The organism is Pseudomonas sp. NPDC090233, from assembly GCF_044772285.1.
Lineage (GTDB): Bacteria > Pseudomonadota > Gammaproteobacteria > Pseudomonadales > Pseudomonadaceae > Aquipseudomonas.
The window spans coordinates 24659-46663 of sequence record NZ_JBIVYQ010000012.1 but is presented as its reverse complement, the minus strand read 5'-3'; the positions used below and the strand labels follow the sequence as shown (position 1 = coordinate 46663).

Genomic DNA, 22005 nt, shown 5'->3' with positions numbered 1-22005 from the left:
GTCAGTTGGCCTCTTGCACGGCGGCTTCGGTCACGGCAGGCGTGACGTCGGGTTTGATCCACCAGGTGTCGATGCCGACGTCGTACTTGGGCGACACTTTGGGGTGGCCGATGTGGTTCCAGTAGGCCACGCGGTTGGTCTTGATGTGCCAGTTCGGCACCACGTAGTAGCCCCATTGCAGCACGCGGTCGAGGGCGCGGCAGTGCTCGACCAGGCTCTGGCGCGAGTCGGCGTTGATCAGCGCTTCCACCAATTGATCGATGGCCGGGTCGCGCAGGCCGATGAAGTTGCGGCTACCGGGGTTGTCGGCGGCGGCGCTGGACCAGAACTCGCGCTGTTCGTTGCCGGGCGAATTGGATTGCGGGTAGCCGCCGACGATCATGTCGAAGTCGCGCGAGCGCAGGCGGTTGATGTATTGCGAGACGTCCACGCGGCGGATCTGGAAGCCTATGCCCAAATCGGCAAGATTGCGCTTGAACGGCAGCAGCACGCGTTCGAACTGGGTTTGCGCGAGCAGGAATTCGATGCTCACGGGCTTGCCATCCTTGTCGACCATCTTGTCGTCGACGATCTTCCAGCCGGCTTCCTGCAGCAGCTTGTAGGCCTGGCGCTGTTGCTCGCGGATCATGCCGCTGCCATCGCTGACCGGGTTGGCGAAGGCTTCAGTGAATACTTGCTCAGGGACCTTGCCGCGCAGCGGTTCGAGAATCTTCAGCTCGGCAGGCGAGGGCAGGCCGCTGGCGGCCATTTCGGAGTTCTCGAAGTAGCTATCGGTGCGAATGTAGGCGCCGTTGAACAGCTGCTTGTTGGTCCATTCGAAGTCGAACAGCAGGCTGAGTGCCTTGCGTACGCGGATGTCCTGGAACACGGGCTTGCGCAGGTTGAAGATAAAGCCTTGCATCCCGACCGGGTTGCCGTTGGGGATTTCCTCCTTGATCAGGCGGCCATCGCGCACGGCCGGGGTGTTGTAAGCGGTGGCCCAGTTTTTCGCGCTCATCTCCAGTTCGTAGTCGAAGGCACCGGCTTTCAGTGCTTCCAGCGCTACGTTGTTGTCGCGGTAGACGTCGTAGGTCATGGCGTCGAAGTTGTAGAAGCCGCGGTTGATCGGCAGGTCCTTGGCCCAGTAGTCCTTGACCCGCTCGTAGCGGATCGAGCGCCCGGCCTTGACCTCGGCGACCTTGTACGGGCCACTGCCCAGCGGCAGCTCGAGGTTGCCGCGGGTGAACTCGCGGGTCTCGTACCAGTGCTTGGGCAGCACCGGCAGCTGGCCGAGGATCAAGGGCAGTTCGCGGTTGTTGGTGTGCTTGAACTTGAACAGCACCTTGAGCGGGTCTTCTGCCACGACTTCGGCGACGTCGCTGTAGTACTGGCGGTACAACGGCGCACCGTCCTTGATCAGCGCGTTGAAGGTGAACACCACGTCCTCGGCGCGCATCGGGTGGCCGTCATGGAAGCGCGCCTCGGGGCGCAGGTAGAAGCGTACCCAGCTGTTGTCGGGGGCCTTTTCGATCTTGCCGGCGACCAGGCCGTACTCGGTGAACGGCTCGTCCAGGCTCTGACGCATCAAGGTGTCGTAGATGATGCTGAGGTTGTCGGCCGACACGCCCTTGTTGATGAACGGGTTGAGGCTGTCGAAGCTGCCGAAGCTGGACTGGCGGAAGGTGCCGCCCTTGGGCGCGTCGGGGTTGACGAAGTCGAAGTGCTTGAAGTTGGCCGGGTATTTCGGCGGCTCATCGTAGAGGGTCAGCGCGTGTTGCGGCGCGGCCAGGGCCGGCAGGCTCAGGCAGGCGAGCAACAGGCTGCCTGCCAGCTGGCGCAGGCGGTTGCTGGGCATCATTGGGCTTTCTCCGAAGTCTTGAGCCACCAGCTGTTCAGCCCGAGGGTGTAGGGCGGCGTGGTGACGAAGCCGAACCGGTTGCGGTAGGCCAGGCGGTGATTGTCGAGATACCAGTTGGGGATCATGTAGTACTGCCAGGAAAGCACGCGGTCCAGGGCGCGGGCGGCGGCGACCTGATCGTCGCGGGTGCGCGCGGCGAGCAAGGTGTCGAGCAGGTGGTCGACCACCGGGTCCTTGACCCCAGCATAGTTCTTGCTGCCCTTGGTCGCGGCCTGGCTGGAATGGAAGTACAGCCACTGTTCGAGGCCGGGGCTCAGGGTCTGGTTCAGGGTCATCAGGATCATGTCGAAGTCGAACTGGTCCAGGCGTTGTTTGTACTGGGCGCGGTCGACGGTACGCAAGTGGGCGTCGATACCGATGCTGGCCAGATTTTCGACATAAGGTTGCAGGATGCGTTCGAGGTTAGGGTTCACCAGCAGCAGTTCCATGCGTAACTGCTGGCCTTTCTTGTCCACCAGACGCTGGCCGTCGAGCTTCCAGCCGGCCTGGCCGAGCAGGGCCAGTGCCTGGCGCAGGGTCTGGCGGCTGATACCGCGGCCATCGGTGTGGCTGACATGGTAGGGCTGGGTGAACAGTTTTTCCGGCAGCTGATCGCGGAACGGCGCCAGCAGCAACCACTCCTTGCCAGTGGGCAGGCCGCTGGCTGCGAACTCGCTGTTGGGGTAATAGCTGGTCGAGCGGCGGTAGGCGTCGCTGAACAGGGCGCGGTTGGTCCACTCGAAGTCGAGCATCAGGCCCAGCGCCTGGCGCACCCGGGCATCGCTGAAGGTGGCGCGCCGGCTGTTCATGAACAGGCCCTGGGTCTGGGTTGGGATACGGTGCGGGATCTGCGCCTTGATCACCTCGCCACGGCGTACGGCCGGGAAGTTGTAACCGTTGGCCCAGTTCTTCGCTTGGTGCTCGATGTAGATGTCGAACTCGCCAGCCTTGAAAGCTTCGAACGCCACCGTGGCGTCACGGTAGAACTCGAACTCGACGCGCTTGAAATTGTACTTGCCGCGGTTTACCGCCAGGTCTTTGCCCCAGTAGTTCTTCACTCGCTCGAAGATCAGGCGTCGGCCTGGCTGCACCTGGGTGATCCGGTAGGGGCCGCTGCCCAGTGGCGGCTCGAAGGTGGTGGCCTGGAAATCCCGGCCTTGCCAGTAGTGCTTGGGCAGCACCGGCATTTCGCCCAGGCGCAGGATCAACAGCGGGTTGCCGGCGCGTTTGAAGACGAAGCGGATACGCAGCGGGCCGAGGATGTCGACGCGCTGCACTTCCTGCAGGTTGGTGCGGTAGATCGGGTGGCCTTCCTTGAGCAAGGTGCGGTAGGAAAAAGCCACGTCCGCCGAGGTAATCGGCTGTCCATCATGCCAGCGCGCTTCCGGGCGCAGGTTGAACACCACCCAACTGCGGTCTTCGCTGTACTCCACCGAGCGCGCGATCAGGCCGTAACTGGACGTGGGTTCGTCGCCTGAGGGGTCGTACTGGCCGGTGCCGACCATCAGCGTCTCGTTCAGCTCGCTGACGCCGTACTGCAGGAAATTCGGCGTGGTCACCGGGCTGGTGCCCTTGAAGGTATAGGGGTTGAGCGTGTCGAACGTGCCGAATGCCATGGCCCGCAAGGTACCGCCCTTGGGCGCTTGCGGGTTGACCCAGTCGAAGTGGGTGAATGTGGCTGGGTACTTGAGCGTGCCGAACTGCGCGTATCCGTGGCTTTCGCTCACCATCGCGGCTGCGGGAAAGCTCAAGGCCAGGCTGAGTGACAGCAGGAGGGGACGTATCAAGTCGGCATCCGATCCAGAGGCGTTGGGCTTTGGTCGGGGTACAGTAACAGCTTGGCGGGGTTGGAAAAAGGGTATGTCAGGAGGGATTGTATGGGGCTGCAAAACAGCCCCAGGGTCACATCAATGTGACAGGTAGACGGTCAAAGTCTGGCCTGGCTTCAGTGCATGCCCGCTGCGCGGGTTCCAGCGTTTGAGGTGCTGCATTTCGACGTTGAAACGTTTGGCAACCAAGTAGAGCGAGTCGCCTTTACGCACCTTGTACTGAGTGGAGCGTTTGCCCGAGGCAGCAACCCGATTTCCCGCCGCACTCGGCGCCTTGCCGCCGCGCAGCGCGAGCACCTGGCCGGCCTTGACGCGGTTGCCCGGCAGCTTGTTCCAGCGCTGGATGTCCTTGACCGAAACCCGATTGGCCTTGGCGATGGTGCTGAGGTTGTCGCCGCGCTTGATGCGGTAGCTGCGCGCGGCTGCCGGCGCCTTGCCCTCGGCTACAGCGCGTGCAAACACTGCCTTGTTCGGTTGCAGGCTGACCAGTTGCTCGGGCTTGAGGTTGGACAGGCTGGCGGACAGCAGTTGCGCCTTGGCGGTCGGCACCAGCAATTGCTTGGGGCCGTCCACGGTCATGCGTTTCTTGAATGCCGGGTTGAGCTGAATCAGCTCGTCTTCGTCGATGTTAGCGAAGGCGGCGACCCGCGACAGGTCGAGGCGGTCATTGATGGCGACCGCTTCGAAGTAAGGTTCATTGGCGATTGGGCTGAGGTTTACACCATAGGCCTCGGGGGTCGAAACCACCTGCGACAGGGCCAGGAGCTTGGGCACGTAGTCGCGGGTTTCCTGCGGCAGCGGCAGGTTCCAGTAATCGGTCGGCAGGCCGAGCTTCTCGTTACGCTCGATGGCCCGGCTGACCGTGCCTTCACCGGCATTGTAGGCTGCCAGGGCCAGCAGCCAGTCGCCGTTGAACATGTCGTGAAGGCGGGTGAGGTAATCCAGGGCGGCATTGGTCGACGCGGTGACATCGCGGCGCCCGTCATAGAAGTTGGTCTGGCGCAAGTTGAAGTGGCGGCCGGTTGCCGGCATGAATTGCCACATGCCTGCAGCGCTTGCACGCGAATATGCCATTGGGTTGTAGGCGCTTTCGATTGCGGGCAGCAGCGCCAGCTCCAGCGGCATGTCGCGCTCTTCGAGGCGCTCGACGATATAGTGCAGATAAAGGCTGCCGCGTTCGCCCGCGCTTTCGATGAACGTCGGATTACTGGCGAACCACAGACGCTGTTGTTCGATGCGCGGGTTTACGTCGATGCTGTCTTGCAGGGCGAAGCCCTGGCGCATGCGTTCCCACACATCCCGCGGCGCTTGCTCGGCAGGTTTGATCGCGAGCGGAGCCGGCTTGTGCTTGATCCGCGCCTGGTAGTTGTGCGCGCGAACGCTGTCGGATTCGTCGACCTGACGGGTGCTCTGGCAGCCCACCAGGGTGGCGGCCAGCGCCAGCGCACTGATTTGGGCCAGGCGCGTCAGGGCGACTGAATGAGCGGTTCTGCGGCTACGGGAAGACATCGGCGGGGACGGGTATCCGGGCAAAAAATTTCGGCGATTCTAGAAACCGCACCCGCCTGGGTCAACCGTTGACAACCGGTTGCGATATATCTTGAGGTTATCAGAAGGTGTCCTTCCAAGACCTCAAAGCAGCAAAAACAGTGACCTGCGAGTCGTTTGAATGTCCCTTCCATTCGTCTGCTTTTTGTTTAACTAATGTTTCAGACGTACGCAGGAAGGGGTTGGTCAGCCTTTCCAGACCAATGGTTGATGGCAATGTGATGCGATTTTCGCTGCGCAACCGGGTAACTTCTTCAAATCGTTGTAGAACCTCTGAATTGCTGGGCTCCACCGCTTTGGCGAAGCGCAGGTTGCTCAAGGTGTATTCGTGGGCGCAATAGACTTCGGTCTGCACGGGAAGTGCTGCCAGGCGGGCGAGAGCAGGCTGCATCTGCTCAGGCTGGCCTTCGAACATGCGCCCGCAGCCAGCGGCAAATAGCGTGTCGCCACTGAACAGCACGGGTGTTGCCGGCTGATCGCTGAAGTAGGCGATATGTCCCAGGGTGTGGCCCGGCACGGCCAGCACCTGGAATTCAACGCCCAGTACGGTAACCCTATCGTTGTCGTCCAATGCCAGATCCCGGCTGGGAATGCGCTCGTGGGCCGGGCCGCAGACACGGGCGCCGGTCAATTGCTTGAGCCGCTCGACACCGCCGACGTGGTCATAGTGGTGGTGGGTCACCAGAATATCCTCCAGCACCCAGCCGGGGTTGGCCGCCAGCCAGGCTTCCACTGGGCCGGCATCACCGGGATCGACCACCGCGCAGCGGCGTTTGGCAGTATCCTGTAACAACCAGATGTAGTTGTCGGAGAAAGCGGAGAGAGCATCGATCTGTATCATGGTGCGGATCCGTATCGCCAAGCGTGGCACATGAGGCCATCTTAGCCGCGATGGCGCGGTGCGAGAACCTTCGAGGGAGAGCGCAATGACCGACCAAGCCTTTGCCCAGGCCGACCCGGATTGGGTCGAGCTGATCAGCCTGGCCCGTGAGTGGTTCCACGGCCCACTCGGCCAGCTGATGTTGAAGGAAGAGGAAAAGCTGCTGGAAGAAGAGCTGGGGCGCTTCTTTGGCGGTTATCTTGTGCACTACGGCCCCTGCGCCGAGGCGCCGCCCAGCGCGCCGCAGGTGCAACGCAACGTGCGCCTGGGCGCGCCGCTGCCGGGGGTAGAGATTGTTTGCGAAGAGCAGGCCTGGCCCTTGAGCGAGCACGCCGCCGATGTGGTGGTGCTGCAGCACGGCCTGGACTTCAGCCTGTCACCCCACGGCCTGTTGCGTGAGGCGGCCAGCGCGGTACGCCCCGGCGGACACCTGCTGATCGTCGGCATCAACCCCTGGAGCAGTTGGGGCATGCGCCACTTTTTCAGCCACGGCGCGCTGCGCAAGGCCCGTTGCATCTCGCCGTCACGGGTTGGCGACTGGCTCAACCTGCTGGGCTTCGCGCTGGAGAAACGCCGCTTCGGGTGCTATCGTCCGCCGCTTGCCTCGCCGGCCTGGCAACAACGCCTGGCGGGCTGGGAACGGGTGGCCGGCGGTTGGCAGAGCTCCGGTGGCGGCGTTTACCTGCTGGTGGCGCGCAAGATGGTGGTCGGCCTGAGGCCGCTGCGCCAGGAGCGCCGCGAGCCGATGGGCAAGTTGCTGCCGCTGCCACTGGCCAAGGTCAACCGCACGGCGGCCAGCCCGGATACCGACAAGCACTGAACATGAGTGGTACATGAGCGATAGCGTCGAGCTGTATACCGATGGTGCCTGCAAGGGCAATCCCGGCCCTGGCGGCTGGGGCGTCCTGTTAATCTACAAGGGCGTCGAAAAGGAACTGTGGGGCGGCGAGCGCGAAACCACCAACAACCGCATGGAACTGATGGCTGCGATCCAGGGTTTGATGGCGCTCAAGCGCGAATGCGAGGTGGTGCTGACCACCGACTCGCAGTACGTGATGAAGGGCATCAACGAGTGGATGGTCAACTGGAAGAAACGCGGCTGGAAGACTGCCGCGAAAGAGCCGGTGAAGAACGCCGACCTGTGGCAGCAGCTGGACGAGCAGGTCAACCGGCACAAGGTCACCTGGAAATGGGTGCGCGGGCACATCGGCCACCCCGGCAACGAGCGCGCCGACCAGCTGGCCAACCGTGGCGTCGACGAGGTGCGCAGCAAGCGTTGAGCTGGGGTACAATCCCCGGCTTTGTAATTGATGCAAGTTGGAGCGCCCCGCGTGGAGCAGCAGCAAGATAAGCGTTTTGTCATTCTCGATACCGAAACCACGGGCATGCCGGTCAGCGAAGGCCACCGGATCATCGAGATCGGCTGCGTCGAGGTCATTGGCCGGCGTCTGACCGGGCGGCACTACCACGTTTATCTGCAGCCCGACCGCGAGAGTGACGAGGGCGCGATCAACGTCCACGGCATCACCGACGCGTTCCTGGTCGGCAAACCGCGTTTCGCCGATGTGGCCGAGGAGTTCTTCGAATTCATCCAGGGCGCCACGCTGGTCATCCATAACGCGGCGTTCGACGTTGGTTTCATCAACAACGAATTCGCCCTGCTGGGCCAGGGTGACCGCGCCGACCTCTCGCAGCACTGCACCATCCTCGATACTCTGCTGCTGGCCCGTGCCCGTCATCCGGGGCAACGCAACAGCCTCGATGCGTTGTGCAAACGCTACGACATCGACAACTCAGGCCGTGATCTGCACGGCGCCTTGCTTGACTCGGAATTGCTGGCCGACGTCTATCTGGCGATGACCGGTGGCCAGACCACCCTGTCGCTGGCCGGGCATGGGCAAGACAGTGACAGCGAAGGGCAGGGCGCGGGTGGCAGTGAGATCCGGCGGATTACCGGGCGTGCGCCTGGGCGGGTGATCATGGCCAGTGCCGAGGAGCTGGAGGCGCATGCCGAGCGGTTGGCGGCGGTTGCCAAATCGGCGGGTGGGCCTTCGATGTGGCAGGCCTTGACCGAGACGCCTGCCGGTTAATTCATAGTTAGTGCCGGCCTCTTCGCGGGGCACTGACACATCAAGCTCAACTACCCTGAGAGTGACGATCTGTCCTGCGGAGGTAGCCGCCTGATGTACAAGGACCTCAAGTTCCCCATCCTCATCGTCCACCGCGCCATCAAGGCCGACAGCGTCGCCGGCGAGCGCGTGCGCGGGATTGCCGAGGAGTTGCGCCAGGACGGCTTCGCCATCCTCGCCGCCGCAGACAATGCCGAGGCACGCCTGGTCGCCGCCACTCACCACGGCCTGGCGTGCATGCTGATCGCTGCCGAAGGCATCGGTGAAAACACCCACCTGCTGCAGAACATGGCCGAGCTGATTCGCCTGGCCCGCCAGCGTGCGCCGAACCTGCCGATCTTCGCCCTGGGTGAGCAGGTTACCCTGGAAAACGCCCCGGCCGAGGCCATGAGCGAACTCAACCAGCTGCGCGGGATTCTCTATCTGTTTGAGGACACGGTCCCGTTCCTGGCCCGTCAGGTGGCACGTGCTGCGCATAATTACCTTGATGGCCTGCTACCGCCGTTCTTCAAAGCCCTGGTGCAACATACGGCGCAGTCCAACTACTCCTGGCACACACCAGGCCATGGCGGTGGTGTGGCCTACCGCAAAAGCCCGGTGGGCCAGGCTTTTCATCAGTTTTTTGGCGAAAACACGCTGCGCTCGGACTTGTCGGTCTCGGTGCCGGAGCTGGGCTCGCTGCTCGACCACACCGGCCCTTTGGCCGAGGCTGAAGAACGCGCTGCGCGCAACTTCGGCGCCGACCATACGTTCTTCGTCATCAACGGCACTTCAACTGCCAACAAAATCGTCTGGCATGCCATGGTCGGGCGCGACGACCTGGTGCTGGTTGACCGCAACTGCCACAAGTCAGTGGTGCACGCGATCATCATGACGGGCGCCATTCCCATCTATCTGTGCCCGGAGCGTAACGAGCTGGGCATCATCGGGCCGATTCCGCTCAGCGAATTCAGCCCCGAGTCGATCCAGGCGAAAATTCAGGCCAACCCTTTGGCCAAGGGGCACGAGCCGCACATCAAGCTGGCGGTGGTGACCAACTCCACGTACGACGGCCTGTGCTACCACGCCGGGCTGATCAAACAGGCCCTGGGCGGCAGCGCAGAGGTGCTCCACTTCGACGAGGCCTGGTTTGCCTATGCGGCGTTTCATGAATTCTTCACTGGCCGCTATGCGATGGGCACGGCGTGCACCGACGACAGCCCGCTGGTGTTCAGTACCCACTCCACGCACAAGTTGCTGGCGGCCTTCAGCCAGGCGTCGATGATTCATGTGCAGGACGGCGCCCAGCGGCAACTGGACCGTGACCGCTTCAACGAAGCCTTCATGATGCATATTTCCACCTCGCCGCAATACAGCATCCTCGCCTCATTGGATGTGGCGTCGACCATGATGGAAGGCCCGGCCGGGCGCTCGCTGCTGCAGGAAATGTTCGACGAGGCACTGAGTTTTCGTCGCGCCCTGGCCAACCTGCGCGAACACATCGCTGCGGACGACTGGTGGTTCAGTATCTGGCAGCCGCCAGCGGCCGAGGGCATCCACCGGCTGGCCGCACAGGACTGGCTGCTGCAACCGGGTGCGCAATGGCATGGCTTTGGCGAGGTTGCGGACGACTACGTGCTGCTCGACCCGCTCAAGGTCACTCTGGTGATGCCAGGGCTCAGTGCTGATGGGGTGCTGGGCGAGCATGGCATTCCGGCGGCGGTGGTCAGCAAGTTTCTCTGGGAGCGTGGGCTGGTGGTGGAAAAAACCGGCCTGTACAGCTTCTTGGTGCTGTTTTCCATGGGCATCACCAAAGGCAAATGGAGCACGCTGCTGACCGAGCTGTTGGAGTTCAAGCGCCATTACGACGGCAATACCGCGTTGAGCCAATGCCTGCCCAGCATCGTTGCCGTCGATGCGGCGCGCTATCAAGGCCTTGGCTTGCGCGACTTGTGTGATCAGTTGCATGACTGTTATCGCGTGAATGCAACCGCCAAACAGCTCAAACGCTTGTTCAGCCGCTTACCGGAAGCGGCGTTGAGCCCGGCGCGGGCCTATGACCAGATGGTGCGGGGGGCAGTGGAGGCCGTGCCGATCGAGGCACTGCTCGGCCGCGTCGCGGCGGTGATGCTGGTGCCATATCCACCCGGCATTCCGTTGATCATGCCGGGCGAGCGGTTCACCGAGGCGACCCGCTCGATTATCGACTACCTGGCCTTTGCCCGTGCCTTCAACAGTGGCTTCTCGGGCTTCGTGGCCGACGTGCATGGCCTGCAGAACGAGACCGGCACCTACACGGTGGACTGCGTCAAGGAATGCGAATGATCTCGACGCCGCTCTGCACCAGTTCGAAACGGTCTTCACCCAAATGGTTGACTCGGTCACCAATGGCCAGGCGGTAGGTGGTGATGGGAGCGCCCAGGGTGCTGCCGTCGGTCTGCAGGGTGGATTCCTGGAATTCGTGAACGGGATAGATACGGCCTTCGGCGTCACGGGCGTGGAATTGGCCGACCATTACTGCTGCCATTTAGGTGAAAACCTCTGAATTGCGTAGGAAATGTCTGAGTGGATAGACCGCCAAATGTACCGGGAAGTTTTCCGCCCGAGGGAAAAAAAACCACGGCGCCGAGGAACGGTCATCTATAACTATTCAGTCTCTTTTCCCAGCACAGGATGGAAATCGCCATGAGCCAGGTGTATTCGGTAGCGGTCGTCGTCGGCAGCTTGCGCAAGGACTCCTATAACCGCAAGGTGGCCCGCGCCCTCGCAGAGCTGGCGCCGTCCAGCCTTGCCCTGAAGATTGTCGAGATCGGCGACCTGCCGCTGTACAACGAGGATGTCGAGGCCGAGGGCGTGCCCGCACCCTGGCAGCGTTTTCGCGATGAGATTCGCCGAAGTGATGCGGTGCTGTTCGTGACTCCGGAATACAACCGCTCGGTCCCAGGCTGCCTGAAAAACGCCATCGACGTGGGTTCGCGGCCCTACGGCCAAAGTGCCTGGAGCGGCAAGCCGACGGCCGTGGCCAGCGTGTCGCCGGGGGCTATCGGTGGCTTTGGTGCCAACCACGCGGTGCGCCAGTCGCTGGTGTTCCTGGACATGCCCTGCATGCAGATGCCGGAGGCGTACCTCGGCGGGGCGGCAAGCCTGTTCGACGAGGGTGGCAAGCTCAGCGACAAGACCCGGCCATTTCTGCAGGGCTTTATCGACAAGTTCGCCTCCTGGGTGAAGCTGAACCGGGCCGTGTGAGTCGCGGTGCCATCGCCGGTTCGCTGGCGATGGCACCGGCACGATCCGGTCAGAAGGCCTGCGGCATCTCACCCTTGGCCAGGCGGCGGTTGATATCGGCAATCACCTCTGGCAGATCGTTGATGGTGTCGATCAGGTAGTGCGGACGTGAGCTTTCGAACATTGCATGGATCCGCTTGCGTTCGCCCTCCAGCGTCTCGGCGCTTAGCCCTTGGTAACCTTCCCACGTCAGGCCCAACGCGTTGCCGGAACACACCAGGGCCACAGTCCACATGCCGGCACGGCGGCCTTCGAGGATGCCTGGCACCGTATCGTCGACCTTGACGCAGGCGGCCACATCATCGATGCCCAGCGCGATGACGTTGGCCAATGCCTGGGCTGGCCACGGGCGGCCGTTGGGGGTTTCGTCGGTAGCCACCACATGGTCGGCCACGTAGCCATTCTGTGCGGCCAGCTCCACGACCTTGTCCATCACCACCTTCGGGTAGCCCGAGCACGAACCGATTTTCAAACCGTCCTGGCGCAGGCCGGTGAGGGTGTCCAGGGCGCCTGGGATCAGCGCCGAGTGCACGGCGATCTTTTCGATCTGCAGCGGCATGAAGCGGTTGTAGATGGCAGTGACGTCGTCGTCGGTCGGGGTGCGGCCGAACACCTTGCGGTAGCGCTCGGCGATGTCCGGCACGTCGCACAGGGTGCGGATGTGGTCCCACTTGCCCATGCCCATCGGGCCGCGGGCTTCTTCGATGGACACCTGGACGTCGAATTCGGCGAAGGCCTCGACGAAAATCTGGGTTGGGGCGAACGAGCCGAAATCGACAACGGTGCCGGCCCAGTCGAGGATGGCGGCTTGCAGCTGGGTAGGGTTGCTGTAGTTCATGTGCGCTAATTCCTGAATTCGGGTGGGCAAAGGGTCAGATGTCCAGCACTTCCATTTCCCGCAGCACGTCGGCCACGGCATTCACGGCGGCCTGCATACCGTCCGGGCCGACCACGCCGATGCAGCCGACGCGAAAGGTTTCGACCTGGGTCAACTTGCCCGGATAAAGGATGAAGCCCTTGGCCTTGACCCGCTCGTAGAACTCCTTGAACTGGTAACGGGCATCGTTGGGTGCGTGGAAGGTGACGATGATCGGTGCCTGGATCTCGGCCGGGAGGAAGCTGCGCAAGCCAATGGCGGCCATGCCGTCGAGCAGGGTCTTGCAGTTGTCGGCGTAACGTCGATGGCGGGCGGGCAGGCCGCCTTCCTCGTTGTACTGTTGCAGCGCTTCGTGCAGGGCGGCGACCACGTGGGTTGGTGGGGTGAAACGCCACTGCCCGGTCTTGGCCATGTAGGCATGCTGATCGTGCAGGTCCATGGCCAACGAGTGGGCGTTGCCCTCAGCGGCGGCCAGGGCGGATTTCTCGGCGAACACGAAGCCCATGCCAGGCACACCTTCCAGGCACTTGCCAGAGGCGGCGATCAGCGCCTCGAAAGGCACTTCGCGGGCATCGATCGGCAGTGCGCCGAATGAACTCATGGCATCGATGATCAGGCGTTTGCCGTGGCGCTTGATCACCTGGGCGATTTCCGGCAGCGGGTTGAGGATGCCGGTGCTGGTTTCGCAGTGGATCAGCGCCACGTGGCTGATGGCGGGGTCGGCGGCCAGCAGGCGGTCGACATCGGCGGCGGTGGTCGGTTGGTCTTCGGCGGTTTCGAAGGTGCTGTAGGTGCGGCCCAGTACCTTGCAAATCTTCGCCAGGCGCTGGCCATAGGCGCCGTTGATCAATACCAGAACCTTGCCGTCTCGCGGCACCAGCGTGCCGATGGCAGCTTCCACGGCGAAGGTGCCGCTGCCTTGCAGGGGCACGCAGTGGTGGCTGCCTTGCAGGGGCACGCAGTGGTGGCTGGTGTTGCCGTCGATGATCGCCAGCAGTTGTTCGCAGACGCTGGCGGTTAGTTGGTTGAAGTCGCGGTCCCAGGAACCCCAGTCCACCATCATGGCTTGGCGGGTGCGGAGTGATGTGGTCAGGGGGCCGGGGGTCAGCAGAATCGGGGCGTTGCTCATTCCGTAAGTCCTCGCAAGCGGTGGGCTGAAACTACGGGGCCTAGGTTGCAATTCGCGCTCTCATCAATCAAATTGTTTGTTGTTATCTCAGCTATAAGTCAGGCCGATAGATATGAATCTTTTCCAACTGCGCGCCTTCGATGCGGTCGCTCGCGAAGGCAGTTTCACCCGCGCCGCAGCGCGCCTGTTCATCAGCCAGCCGGCAGTCACCGGGCATGTGAAGGCGTTGGAAGAGCACTATCAGATCACTCTGCTGCGGCGCACCGCACGGCGGGTCGAGCTGACTGAGGAAGGCACTCGGCTGGCGGCGATCACGCGGGCCATGTTCGGCCTGGCAGAAGAAGCGCAAGCCATGCTCGAAGCCAACCGCCAGTTGCTGACCGGGCGCCTGGAAGTGGCGGCCGACGGCCCGCATCGGGTCATGCCGATGCTGGCGCAGCTGCGCGAGCGCTATCCGGGTATCACCGTCAATTTGCGCCTGGGTAACGCCCAGGAAACTCTGGCAGCACTGCTTTCCGAGCACGCCGACGTGGCGGTGCTGACCGAGATCGAGGCGCGCAAGGGCCTGTACCTGCAGAGCCTCTGCGAATCGCGGCTGTGCGCCTTGCTACCGGCAGGCCATGCGTGGGCGCAGGGGCAAAGCGATCTGCCTCTGGCCGAGCTTGACCAGCAGATCATGGTATTGCGCGAGCCCAGCTCGACCACCCGACGTACCTTCGACAAAGCCTGCAGTGCCGCTGGCGTTCAACCGCGTGTGTTGCTGGAGCTCGATAGCCGCGAAGCGGTGACCGAGGCGGTAGCGTCGCAGTTGGGGATCGGCGTGGTTTCATCGACCGAAGTCGCCAATGACCCGCGGGTGGTGGCCCGCCCGCTGTCGGGAGCAGGGCTGGTCAACCAGCATGTGGTTGGCTGCCTGGAGCGGCGCCGTGAGTTGCGCCTGATCCAGGCGTTTCTCGGCCTGGCCGCGAGCGCTTGAGCCTGGGCTGGTATTTTCCGCAGGCCGGCCTAAGATGGCCGGCACAGCGCAACCTGGGTGGCCAATGAGCGAGAAAGACACCATTTCCATGCAACTGGTGCGTGAGGCGTTGCTGCAAACGTGTCCGAATGGCGTGGCCGATGCGCTCCTGCTCGGGCGCGCGGGCATCGATAGCAGCCAGGTCGAGCGCCCCGAGGCTCGCGTCAGCGCCGAGGCCTACGCACGCTTGTGGCGCCTGCTGGCGCGCCGTTGCAATGACGAATTCTTTGCCATGGACCCGCGCGGCCTGCGCGGGGGCAGTCTGGCCTTCCTGTGCCGCGCGGCCATGGCTCAGCCAACCTTGGGCCTGGGCCTCGAAACCGCGCTGGAGTTCCTCAGCCTGATGCTCGAAGACCTCCACCCCAGCCTGGTGCGCCAGCCAGGCCTGGCCGAAATTGTCATCAACGAGCCACGTGAGGCACCCCGCAGAGCCTTCACCTATTTCACCTTCTGGATGATCGTGCACGGCGTGGCGTGCTGGCTGGCCGGACGGCGCATTCCTATCCTTGCCATCGAATTGCGGTGTGACGAGCCACCGTTCTGCGACGACTACCGGGTTATGTTTTCCGAGAATTTGCAGTTCCAGCGCCCGCGCACGCGCATGATCATCGCCGCCGATAGCTTGGACATGCCGATCAGGCGCACCGGTTTGGACCTGCAGCGCTTTCTTGCCGAGGCGCCGGGCAACATCCTGGTGAGGTATCGCGACCCCGGCAGCCTGGCCCGGCGAATCCGCCACGACCTGCTGGCACTTGAGCCCATCCGTTGGCCTGATGCCGACAGCCTGGCCCGGCAGTTGTGCCTGTCGGCGTCGACCTTGCGCCGCCGCCTGGCGGAAGAGGGCCAGACCTATCAGGGCCTCAAAGACAGCGTACGCCGAGAGTTGGCGATCGCCTGGCTGACCGAAGACAGCCTGAGCATGCAGGATATCGCCGCGGGCCTCGGTTTTGCCGATGGCAGTTCGTTCTACAAGGCGTTTCGCAAGTGGTTCGGCTGCAACCCGGGGCACTACCGGCAACTTGTCCTGGCGCGAGAGGGGCAGGTTGGCGCTGAGGGTGGCTGATTTCCTGCTGCTGGATATGCGGGCTGTCACGCAGGCTTGGGTTTTTCGACTTCCCCAGGTACCGAAATGCCCATCGACACCACAGGCGCTGCAAATCCGGCTGACGCCAAGCTCAACACCGCGACCGACACGTTTATTGGCTTTGTTCTTCCCGATTGGCTGCAGAAGGCCACCCCAGCGCAAATCAATCAGCTGCGTGACAGTTTTCAACACCATCAGTCCAAGCAGGCCTCGTTGCGTACCGCCACTGCGGCATTGATCCCTCTACAGCGTTTCGCACAAGAGCAATTTGAACAGTTGCTGGTGAATCACCTACCAAAGGGTACCAAGTTGCACACGGTGCAGTGGCTGCAAGTCCGGCGCAACCTTCCTCGTCTGCCGAGCCTTTCCTGGCCAACTTATGGCCCTGAATATGATCGCCAACCGGCGTTGTTGCGGTTGATGCAAAACTTTCATGACGGTGCCGAGCTACTGAAGGGGTCGGGGCTGGTGCTCAGCAATACCGACCAGGTGCTATCTGGCGATCCCGAAAAACTGGCCCAGGACTGCCGCCGCTGGGACATCGGCGGCCGTTACCAGGCGCTGTTGAAACAGGTCTTCACGCCCGCCACCTGCGCGCTGCTGGCAGACGACAAGCGTGCCGGGCTGTTGTTGGCGATCGATATTGCCGCACTCAAGGGCGAGCTTGGCAGTGAGGTGGAGGCAGCGTTGCGCGCGGTGGTTCAGGCAGGCTCGGAAAGCGGGCTTAGCGCTTATCCTGGGCTGTTGACCCTGCTTGGCTGCCCAATCAGCGATGCACTGGCCTTCCAACTGCGTGGGAAGGGCGGGGAAGAAGGCGGGGTGGTGCTGTATCTGCCGAGTGACCCCAAACACGCGTTCCGTCACTTCGAGTCCTGGTCTTCTCTCAATGACGCGATGGTCGAAGCGTTGAGGCAGCGGGACTACCGGGACTATTTCAGCCAATTGGTCGAGTTGGAGGCGCGATTGGGCTTCCTCGACACGCTGGATAAACGCTTGAAGGACACCGCTCCAGATCTTCAGGTGGACGCGGCCACCGGGCAGGGCGAGGTCTTTGGTCGGTTGGTGGCGCAACAGGTGAAAAGGGCCAAGGATGACGCCCGCATACTGTTGGTGCCCACTGCGCAGGTCGACCTGCAAGCGACCAAGGACAGATTGCGGGCATGGGAAGACGCCGGCCTGGGGCTGCTGAACCTTGCCGGGCTGTTCATTCCGGTTGTTGGCGCCATTCTGCTGGGGCAACTAGTGGTGCAAACGCTATCGGATGTCTACGAAGGCGCGGTGGATTGGTACCACGGCCACCAACACGAGGCATTGGACCATATGCTCGGGGTGGCCGAGACGCTGGCGGTGGCAGCCGTTATCGCAACGGGGGGGACTCTGGTCGCGCGAGGTTTTCAGCGCAGCGCCTTCGTTGATGCCCTCGAACCGATTGAACTGGATGACGGCAGACAACGCTTGTGGCAGCGCGATCTGCAGGCGTATGAGGTCACGCCCGTGAGTACTACTCCCGGCGCAAACGGTTTGTTTGGTGAGGGCGATCACCAATGCATGCGGGTTGACGACCGCTACTACTCGGTTCACCGTCCCGACCCGCACGGGCCTTGGCGCCTGCGTCATCCACAGCGTGAAGGTGCCTTTGGGCCTGAAGTCGAGTTCAATGGCGATCGCGGCTGGCGCCTGCGTCACGAGCGGCCGCTGGAGAGCCAAGACAATGCACGCATGCTTGACATGCTCTGGCCGCAGCGGGTGCCGTTGAGCAGCCAGCGGGCCAGTGATGTGCTGCACGTGGCGGGCGTCGACACCGCTGAATTACGCGGGTTGTTGGTGGCGGGCCGGCGGCTGCCCGTCAACCTGCGTGAAAGCCTGCGCCGATTTGAGGCCGATGCTCGCATCCAGGCGTTCTTTGACCAGATGCACCGTGACGTACCGGCAAGCGATGACCAGGAAATCCAACGATGGTGCTTGGCCCAGCCCGGGTTCAATGGCCTGGATGCGCCGACCCTTCGCGAGCGTGTGCTGGAGCGTCAAGGCGCGTTCAGCGAACAGCTTCTGGCTCATCTGACCCAGCCGGAGCTGGCGCCTGACCCTATGTTCGATCTCGTGCGGCGCGACTTCCCCGGCCTGCCACCAGCCTATGCCGCAGCGCTGGTACACGATGTGGCCGAAGCGCAACGTGAATTGGCTGTACTTGAACAGCGCCTGCCCTCGAGCCTGGCTTCTCAGGCACGGACGATGCTGCAGCAGGTGCGCGAGAGTCGCGCCCTGGAAGGGTTGTACTTGAAGAGTAGTTACAGCGACCAGACCGGCGAACTGGCGCTGACCATGCTGTCGCGCTTGCCCCATTGGCCCCGCAGGCTCAACCTTGAGCTGCGCGCGGGCACTGAAAGTGGCCGTAGGCTGGCGGTGACCGACCCCCAGGCTCTCGAACAGAACACCACGGTCATGGTGCGCAGGGAGGGTGAGTTTCGCCTCTACGATAGCCAAGGCCATGAGCGCGAGGATGACATCGACGCGCCGAGAAGCTTCTTCGAAGCCGTCGTGGCGTGCCTGACACCGGCCGAGCTGGAGCGTCTTGATGTGGCTGGCGACGATCCCGCCGAGGCGTTGAGGGCGGGGCTCGTTCAACGCCTGCCGGCCACGCGGACCGAATTGACCAACCTGCTGGGCTGGCGCTCAGCCGAGCTTAGGGCGAATCCGCCGCAGCGCCTGTCGAACGACCGCATCGGTTACCGGCTCAGTGGCCGCGGCGAGGGTCAGCGCTGGGCGCGCAGCACCCTGCGCGATCGCATTCGAGAACTGTTCTGGGGTTTGAACGATACGCAAGTCGATAGCTTCCTGAGCCGGCTGCTGGCGCAGTCTGATTCGCCCTTCGAGGCCATTCTCAGGCTGGAGGCGCAATACCACCGCTTGAACCTGGAACTCAACCGATGGGCCAGTGCCGAACTGAACGACAGGCGGCGAGGTGTACGCCAGTACGTAACAGGGCTGCTACGCCGAGCCTGGCGCCTACAGGGCGAAAATGCCATGGGTGCGGACGGTGCTGTGGACGGTTCGCGCCTGGACCTCAGTGGCCTGCCGCTGCGCACGCTGCCGGCGCTGCCGGCGCAGACCGATTTTGGCAATGTATCGGAATTGCATCTTGGGGGCCTGCAACTGAGTGGTGTACCAGACGGCTTCTTGGATGGGTTCAATACACTGCGGCGCTTGAGCCTCAACCACAACCAGCTGCTGCGTATTCCTGTCAGCATAGGCCGGCTGAGTCAATTGACCGAACTGCGGCTGCTCGCTAACCGGATTCGTTTGGACCTCGACGGTGTCAACGTGCTGGCGAGACTGCCCGAATTGCGTCACCTCGACTTGAGCTACAACCCGCTAGGCGCGATTGCCTTGCGCTTCAATCAACTGCCACGACTCAGGTCGATCGGACTACGCCGATGTGGTCTGCGAACGTGGCCGGAAGGGCTGGAAGTCTGTGGTTTTCTGGACAATGCTGATATCCGGCAAAACCAGATTGCCCAAATCCCCGAAACTGTCATGCAAATGCCAGCGGAATTCCGCCGGTCTTTCAGTGTTGACGGCAATCCTTTAAGCATGGCTGAGAGGGAGCGGCTCTATGCCGATTCCGCGCATCAGCACCTTCCAGCCGATTCGGCAGACCCCGTGCAACCTGCGCCGGAACCCGCAGAAGTAGGGTTGCGTGAGCATTTGCTGAACACCGTCGAGGAAGGCTCACGCCAAGCAAGTTCACAGGTTTGGGACAGGTTGCTGGCATTACCCGATAGCGCCCATCTGTTCAGTTTGCTCGGCGACCTAGAGCGCACGCGAGAATATCAGCTGTCGCCTGAGCACCTCACTGGTCAAATCTGGAAACTATTGCGGGCAATTGACGCTGATAGTGAACTGCGTCTGCAGGTCTTTGAACATGCGGGCATGGCGGTGACTTGCGTGGACAGCGTTGCCAGTCGGTTCAGCGAGTTGCAGGTACGCATGTTGGTCCAACAAGTAAGCCGCGGGGATGCAGGTCAAGCACATGTCAGCGAAATGCTTGGTCTGGCACGCCGGCTGTTTCGCCTGGATGAAGTGAGCAGTTTTGCCAGGGGGGATATCGCCCAGCGAAGGGCTCAATGGTCGGCTGAGAGCTCCCCTAACGGACGGCGTGTCCGGATCGATGAGGTCGAGATCGACCTTTACTACCGCGTGCACCTGGCAAGTGAGTTGGATCTGCCATTGCAACCCCGCTACATGCAGTTCGGCAGGGTGGCCAATGTGTCCAGCACCCAACTGCAGGAGGCAGCGCAACGGGTTCGTGCGGCAGAAGCCACCCAGGCATTGGCGCGGAACATCAGCCAGCGTGGGTTCTGGTTGAACTACCTGCGCGCTGAGCATTCTCAGGCATTCGCGGACATCGAGGCAACGTTCACCCGTCGCGGTGCCGAGCTGGACGAGGCGTCGGAGACGATGACAAGTGGCACCTATCAGGAGCACTGGGATGCGTTACTCATTGAACGCGATGCCCAGGAGCATGCGCTGGCATTGCGATTGACCGAAGAGGCATTGCAAAGCGAGGCCGCACTCCAGGGCTGAGACTGGCCCTGCAAGCAGCGGCCAAACCGGTCATCCAGATTGACAGCTTTGGCCATTGTCGCTGGGGCAGGGTAGCGCGAACATCGTCGGACCGATGGTTAACTCCAAAAACAACAAATCAGGAGTCCGACGATGCGTGATTACGCCGAGGCCGTTCGGCTGTTCGACCATGGCAAGGCCGCTGCGGCGGCACTGCATGGCGACCTCGAAGCGCTCAATGCCTGTGTCGAGTGTTGTGACCGCCACCTTGGGGACGGCAAGCCGGCACTGCTCTATCTGAATGGCGATGGGCACAGCGCGCGATACAGCTTCGAGCAATTGCAGCCGCTTGTGGCCCGCTTCGCCAATGTGCTTCGGGCCCAAGGCGTCAGGGCTGGGGACCGGGTGGCGGGGCTGCTGCCGCGCACACCAGAACTGTTGATCACCATTCTCGCCACCTGGCGCCTCGGGGCGGTGTACCAGCCTTTGTTCACGGCCTTCGGACCGAAGGCCATCGAGCATCGTCTGGAACAGTCCCACGCCCGTGTCGTTGTCACCGACAGCCATAATCGCGCCAAGCTGGACGATGTGCCTGGCTGCCCAACCCTGATCACGGTCAACGCGCGCAGCGGGGAGCTGGACTTCCGGCAGTGCCTCGACAAGGCAGCCGATACCTGCGAGCCGGTGATGCGTACGGGCGACGCCCCGTTCCTGCTGATGTTCACGTCAGGGACAACGGGGCCTGCCAAACCGCTGGAAGTTCCGCTGCGCGCCATCGTTGCCTTTCAGGGCTACATGCGTGATGCCATTGACCTGCGGCCTGAAGACAACTTCTGGAACCTGGCCGACCCGGGGTGGGCCTATGGCCTGTACTACGCCGTGACCGGCCCGCTGTCGCTGGGCCACGCCACTACCTTCTATGACGGCCCGTTCAGCGTCGACAGTTGCGCCCGCGTCATCGACACGCTGGGCATCACCAACCTGGCTGGCTCGCCCACCGCGTATCGATTGCTGATTGCCGCCGGCAAGGCGTTTTCAGCTCCGATCAAGGGCCGCCTGCGCGTGGTCAGCAGTGCGGGCGAGCCGCTCAACCCAGAAGTGATTCGTTGGTTTGCCGATGAGCTGGGGGTAAAGATTCACGATCATTATGGCCAGACTGAACTGGGCATGGTGCTGTGCAACCATCATGGTCTGGAGCACCCGGTGCGTATGGGCTCCGCCGGTTTCGCCATCCCCGGCCATCGCATCGTTGTGCTGGACGAGCAAGGCCATGAGCTGCCAGCTGGCCAGCCAGGCATTCTCGCCGTCGACCGTGAGCAGTCGCCCTTATGCTGGTTTGGCGGTTACCACGGCGTACCCACCAAGGCTTTCGTCGGCAAGTACTACCTGAGCGGCGACACCGTCGAGCTGAACGCAGACGGCAGCATCAGCTTCGTTGGCCGCAGTGACGATGTGATCACCACCTCTGGTTACCGAGTCGGCCCGTTCGATGTGGAAAGCGCACTGATCGAGCATCCGGCCGTCATCGAGGCGGCGGTAATTGGTAAGCCGGACCCCCAGCGCACCGAACTGATCAAGGCCTTCGTCGTGTTGGCCAGTGGTTATTCAGGCAGCGAAACGCTGGAGGAAGCCCTGCGCCAGCACGTACGCCAACGCTTGTACGCGCATGCCTATCCTAGAGAAATCGAATTCGTCAGCGAGCTGCCCAAGACCCCGAGCGGCAAGCTGCAACGCTTCATCCTGCGTAACCAGGAAGTCGCCAAACAACACGCACAGCAGGCCAACCCTGCCAGCGCCTGAAAGGAAAACCG

The 22005-nt window shown here is 62.6% G+C and carries 16 protein-coding genes; 9 read left to right on the top strand and 7 right to left on the bottom strand.

Annotation, left to right across the window (positions count from 1 at the left end; translation table 11 throughout):
• Position 1: 1 nt before the first annotated feature.
• The 4 genes from ACIQUF_RS25090 to gloB all read right to left on the bottom strand — a co-directional run bounded on the left by ACIQUF_RS25090 (position 2) and on the right by gloB (position 6094).
• Positions 2-1837, bottom strand: coding sequence for an extracellular solute-binding protein (locus tag ACIQUF_RS25090; protein ID WP_403136409.1), 1836 nt, complete (start codon positions 1835-1837; stop codon positions 2-4).
• Positions 1834-3663: an extracellular solute-binding protein gene (locus tag ACIQUF_RS25085; RefSeq protein ID WP_403136407.1), complete on the bottom strand. Its 1830-nt coding sequence runs from the start codon at positions 3661-3663 to the stop codon at positions 1834-1836. The genes ACIQUF_RS25090 and ACIQUF_RS25085 overlap by 4 nt, the downstream gene beginning before the upstream one ends.
• Positions 3664-3783: 120 nt before the next feature.
• Positions 3784-5214 (bottom strand): transglycosylase SLT domain-containing protein, encoded by a 1431-nt coding sequence (locus tag ACIQUF_RS25080; protein ID WP_403136405.1) that lies wholly within the window; start codon positions 5212-5214, stop codon positions 3784-3786.
• A gap of 100 nt (positions 5215-5314) precedes the next feature.
• The gene (gene gloB / locus ACIQUF_RS25075; RefSeq protein WP_403136404.1) at positions 5315-6094 is read right to left on the bottom strand and encodes a hydroxyacylglutathione hydrolase; all 780 of its coding nucleotides are present in this window, start codon (positions 6092-6094) and stop codon (positions 5315-5317) included.
• A gap of 85 nt (positions 6095-6179) precedes the next feature.
• On the opposite strand from gloB, the gene ACIQUF_RS25070 reads away from it, so the two are divergent.
• The 4 genes from ACIQUF_RS25070 (at position 6180) to ACIQUF_RS25055 (ending at position 10566) form a co-directional block, all read left to right on the top strand.
• Positions 6180-6953, top strand: coding sequence for a class I SAM-dependent methyltransferase (locus ACIQUF_RS25070; protein ID WP_400804219.1), 774 nt, complete (start codon positions 6180-6182; stop codon positions 6951-6953).
• A 13-nt stretch (positions 6954-6966) separates the two neighbouring features.
• Positions 6967-7413, top strand: a complete 447-nt coding sequence (gene rnhA / locus ACIQUF_RS25065; protein WP_403136402.1) for a ribonuclease HI — start codon at positions 6967-6969, stop codon at positions 7411-7413.
• A 51-nt stretch (positions 7414-7464) separates the two neighbouring features.
• Positions 7465-8223, top strand: coding sequence for a DNA polymerase III subunit epsilon (gene dnaQ / locus ACIQUF_RS25060; RefSeq protein WP_403136400.1), 759 nt, complete (start codon positions 7465-7467; stop codon positions 8221-8223).
• 93 nt (positions 8224-8316) lie between these two features.
• Positions 8317-10566 (top strand): Orn/Lys/Arg decarboxylase N-terminal domain-containing protein, encoded by a 2250-nt coding sequence (locus ACIQUF_RS25055; RefSeq protein WP_403136399.1) that lies wholly within the window; start codon positions 8317-8319, stop codon positions 10564-10566.
• Here the strand turns inward: ACIQUF_RS25055 and ACIQUF_RS25050 are convergent.
• Positions 10550-10768, bottom strand: coding sequence for a hypothetical protein (locus ACIQUF_RS25050; protein WP_400804224.1), 219 nt, complete (start codon positions 10766-10768; stop codon positions 10550-10552). The genes ACIQUF_RS25055 and ACIQUF_RS25050 overlap by 17 nt on opposite strands.
• 158 nt (positions 10769-10926) lie before the next feature.
• Between ACIQUF_RS25050 and ACIQUF_RS25045 the strand changes: the two genes are divergently transcribed.
• Positions 10927-11487 (top strand): NADPH-dependent FMN reductase, encoded by a 561-nt coding sequence (locus ACIQUF_RS25045; protein WP_403136397.1) that lies wholly within the window; start codon positions 10927-10929, stop codon positions 11485-11487.
• 49 nt (positions 11488-11536) lie between these two features.
• On the opposite strand, the gene phnX is transcribed toward ACIQUF_RS25045, so the two are convergent.
• Both phnX and ACIQUF_RS25035 read right to left on the bottom strand, forming a co-directional pair.
• On the bottom strand, positions 11537-12364 hold the full coding sequence (gene phnX, locus ACIQUF_RS25040) for a phosphonoacetaldehyde hydrolase (protein WP_403136396.1): 828 nt from the start codon (positions 12362-12364) through the stop codon (positions 11537-11539).
• Between the two features lie 34 nt (positions 12365-12398).
• Positions 12399-13532, bottom strand: a complete 1134-nt coding sequence (locus tag ACIQUF_RS25035; protein WP_403136395.1) for a 2-aminoethylphosphonate--pyruvate transaminase — start codon at positions 13530-13532, stop codon at positions 12399-12401.
• A gap of 112 nt (positions 13533-13644) precedes the next feature.
• On the opposite strand from ACIQUF_RS25035, the gene ACIQUF_RS25030 reads away from it, so the two are divergent.
• The 4 genes from ACIQUF_RS25030 to ACIQUF_RS25015 all read left to right on the top strand — a co-directional run bounded on the left by ACIQUF_RS25030 (position 13645) and on the right by ACIQUF_RS25015 (position 21994).
• On the top strand, positions 13645-14508 hold the full coding sequence (locus ACIQUF_RS25030; RefSeq protein WP_403136393.1) for a LysR substrate-binding domain-containing protein: 864 nt from the start codon (positions 13645-13647) through the stop codon (positions 14506-14508).
• 64 nt (positions 14509-14572) lie between these two features.
• Positions 14573-15610, top strand: coding sequence for an AraC family transcriptional regulator (locus ACIQUF_RS25025; RefSeq protein ID WP_403136392.1), 1038 nt, complete (start codon positions 14573-14575; stop codon positions 15608-15610).
• A gap of 66 nt (positions 15611-15676) precedes the next feature.
• A complete protein-coding gene (locus tag ACIQUF_RS25020) occupies positions 15677-20215 on the top strand; it encodes an NEL-type E3 ubiquitin ligase domain-containing protein (protein ID WP_403136391.1) in 4539 nt (1512 codons plus the stop codon).
• A gap of 132 nt (positions 20216-20347) precedes the next feature.
• A complete protein-coding gene (locus ACIQUF_RS25015) occupies positions 20348-21994 on the top strand; it encodes an AMP-binding protein (RefSeq protein ID WP_403136389.1) in 1647 nt (548 codons plus the stop codon).
• Positions 21995-22005 lie beyond the last annotated feature (11 nt).

What these genes read in the sequence shown, in the direction of transcription:
- rnhA (WP_403136402.1), top strand. Translation starts at nt 6,967, where the DNA reads ATGAGCGATAGCGTCGAGCTGTATACCGATGGTGCCTGCAAGGGCAAT.
- ACIQUF_RS25080 (WP_403136405.1), bottom strand. Translation starts at nt 5,214, where the DNA reads ATGTCTTCCCGTAGCCGCAGAACCGCTCATTCAGTCGCCCTGACGCGC.
- ACIQUF_RS25050 (WP_400804224.1), bottom strand. Translation starts at nt 10,768, where the DNA reads ATGGCAGCAGTAATGGTCGGCCAATTCCACGCCCGTGACGCCGAAGGC.
- phnX (WP_403136396.1), bottom strand. Translation starts at nt 12,364, where the DNA reads ATGAACTACAGCAACCCTACCCAGCTGCAAGCCGCCATCCTCGACTGG.
- ACIQUF_RS25020 (WP_403136391.1), top strand. Translation starts at nt 15,677, where the DNA reads ATGCCCATCGACACCACAGGCGCTGCAAATCCGGCTGACGCCAAGCTC.
- ACIQUF_RS25055 (WP_403136399.1), top strand. Translation starts at nt 8,317, where the DNA reads ATGTACAAGGACCTCAAGTTCCCCATCCTCATCGTCCACCGCGCCATC.
- gloB (WP_403136404.1), bottom strand. Translation starts at nt 6,094, where the DNA reads ATGATACAGATCGATGCTCTCTCCGCTTTCTCCGACAACTACATCTGG.
- ACIQUF_RS25035 (WP_403136395.1), bottom strand. Translation starts at nt 13,532, where the DNA reads ATGAGCAACGCCCCGATTCTGCTGACCCCCGGCCCCCTGACCACATCA.
- ACIQUF_RS25070 (WP_400804219.1), top strand. Translation starts at nt 6,180, where the DNA reads ATGACCGACCAAGCCTTTGCCCAGGCCGACCCGGATTGGGTCGAGCTG.
- ACIQUF_RS25015 (WP_403136389.1), top strand. Translation starts at nt 20,348, where the DNA reads ATGCGTGATTACGCCGAGGCCGTTCGGCTGTTCGACCATGGCAAGGCC.
- ACIQUF_RS25025 (WP_403136392.1), top strand. Translation starts at nt 14,573, where the DNA reads ATGAGCGAGAAAGACACCATTTCCATGCAACTGGTGCGTGAGGCGTTG.
- ACIQUF_RS25030 (WP_403136393.1), top strand. Translation starts at nt 13,645, where the DNA reads ATGAATCTTTTCCAACTGCGCGCCTTCGATGCGGTCGCTCGCGAAGGC.
- ACIQUF_RS25090 (WP_403136409.1), bottom strand. Translation starts at nt 1,837, where the DNA reads ATGATGCCCAGCAACCGCCTGCGCCAGCTGGCAGGCAGCCTGTTGCTC.
- ACIQUF_RS25045 (WP_403136397.1), top strand. Translation starts at nt 10,927, where the DNA reads ATGAGCCAGGTGTATTCGGTAGCGGTCGTCGTCGGCAGCTTGCGCAAG.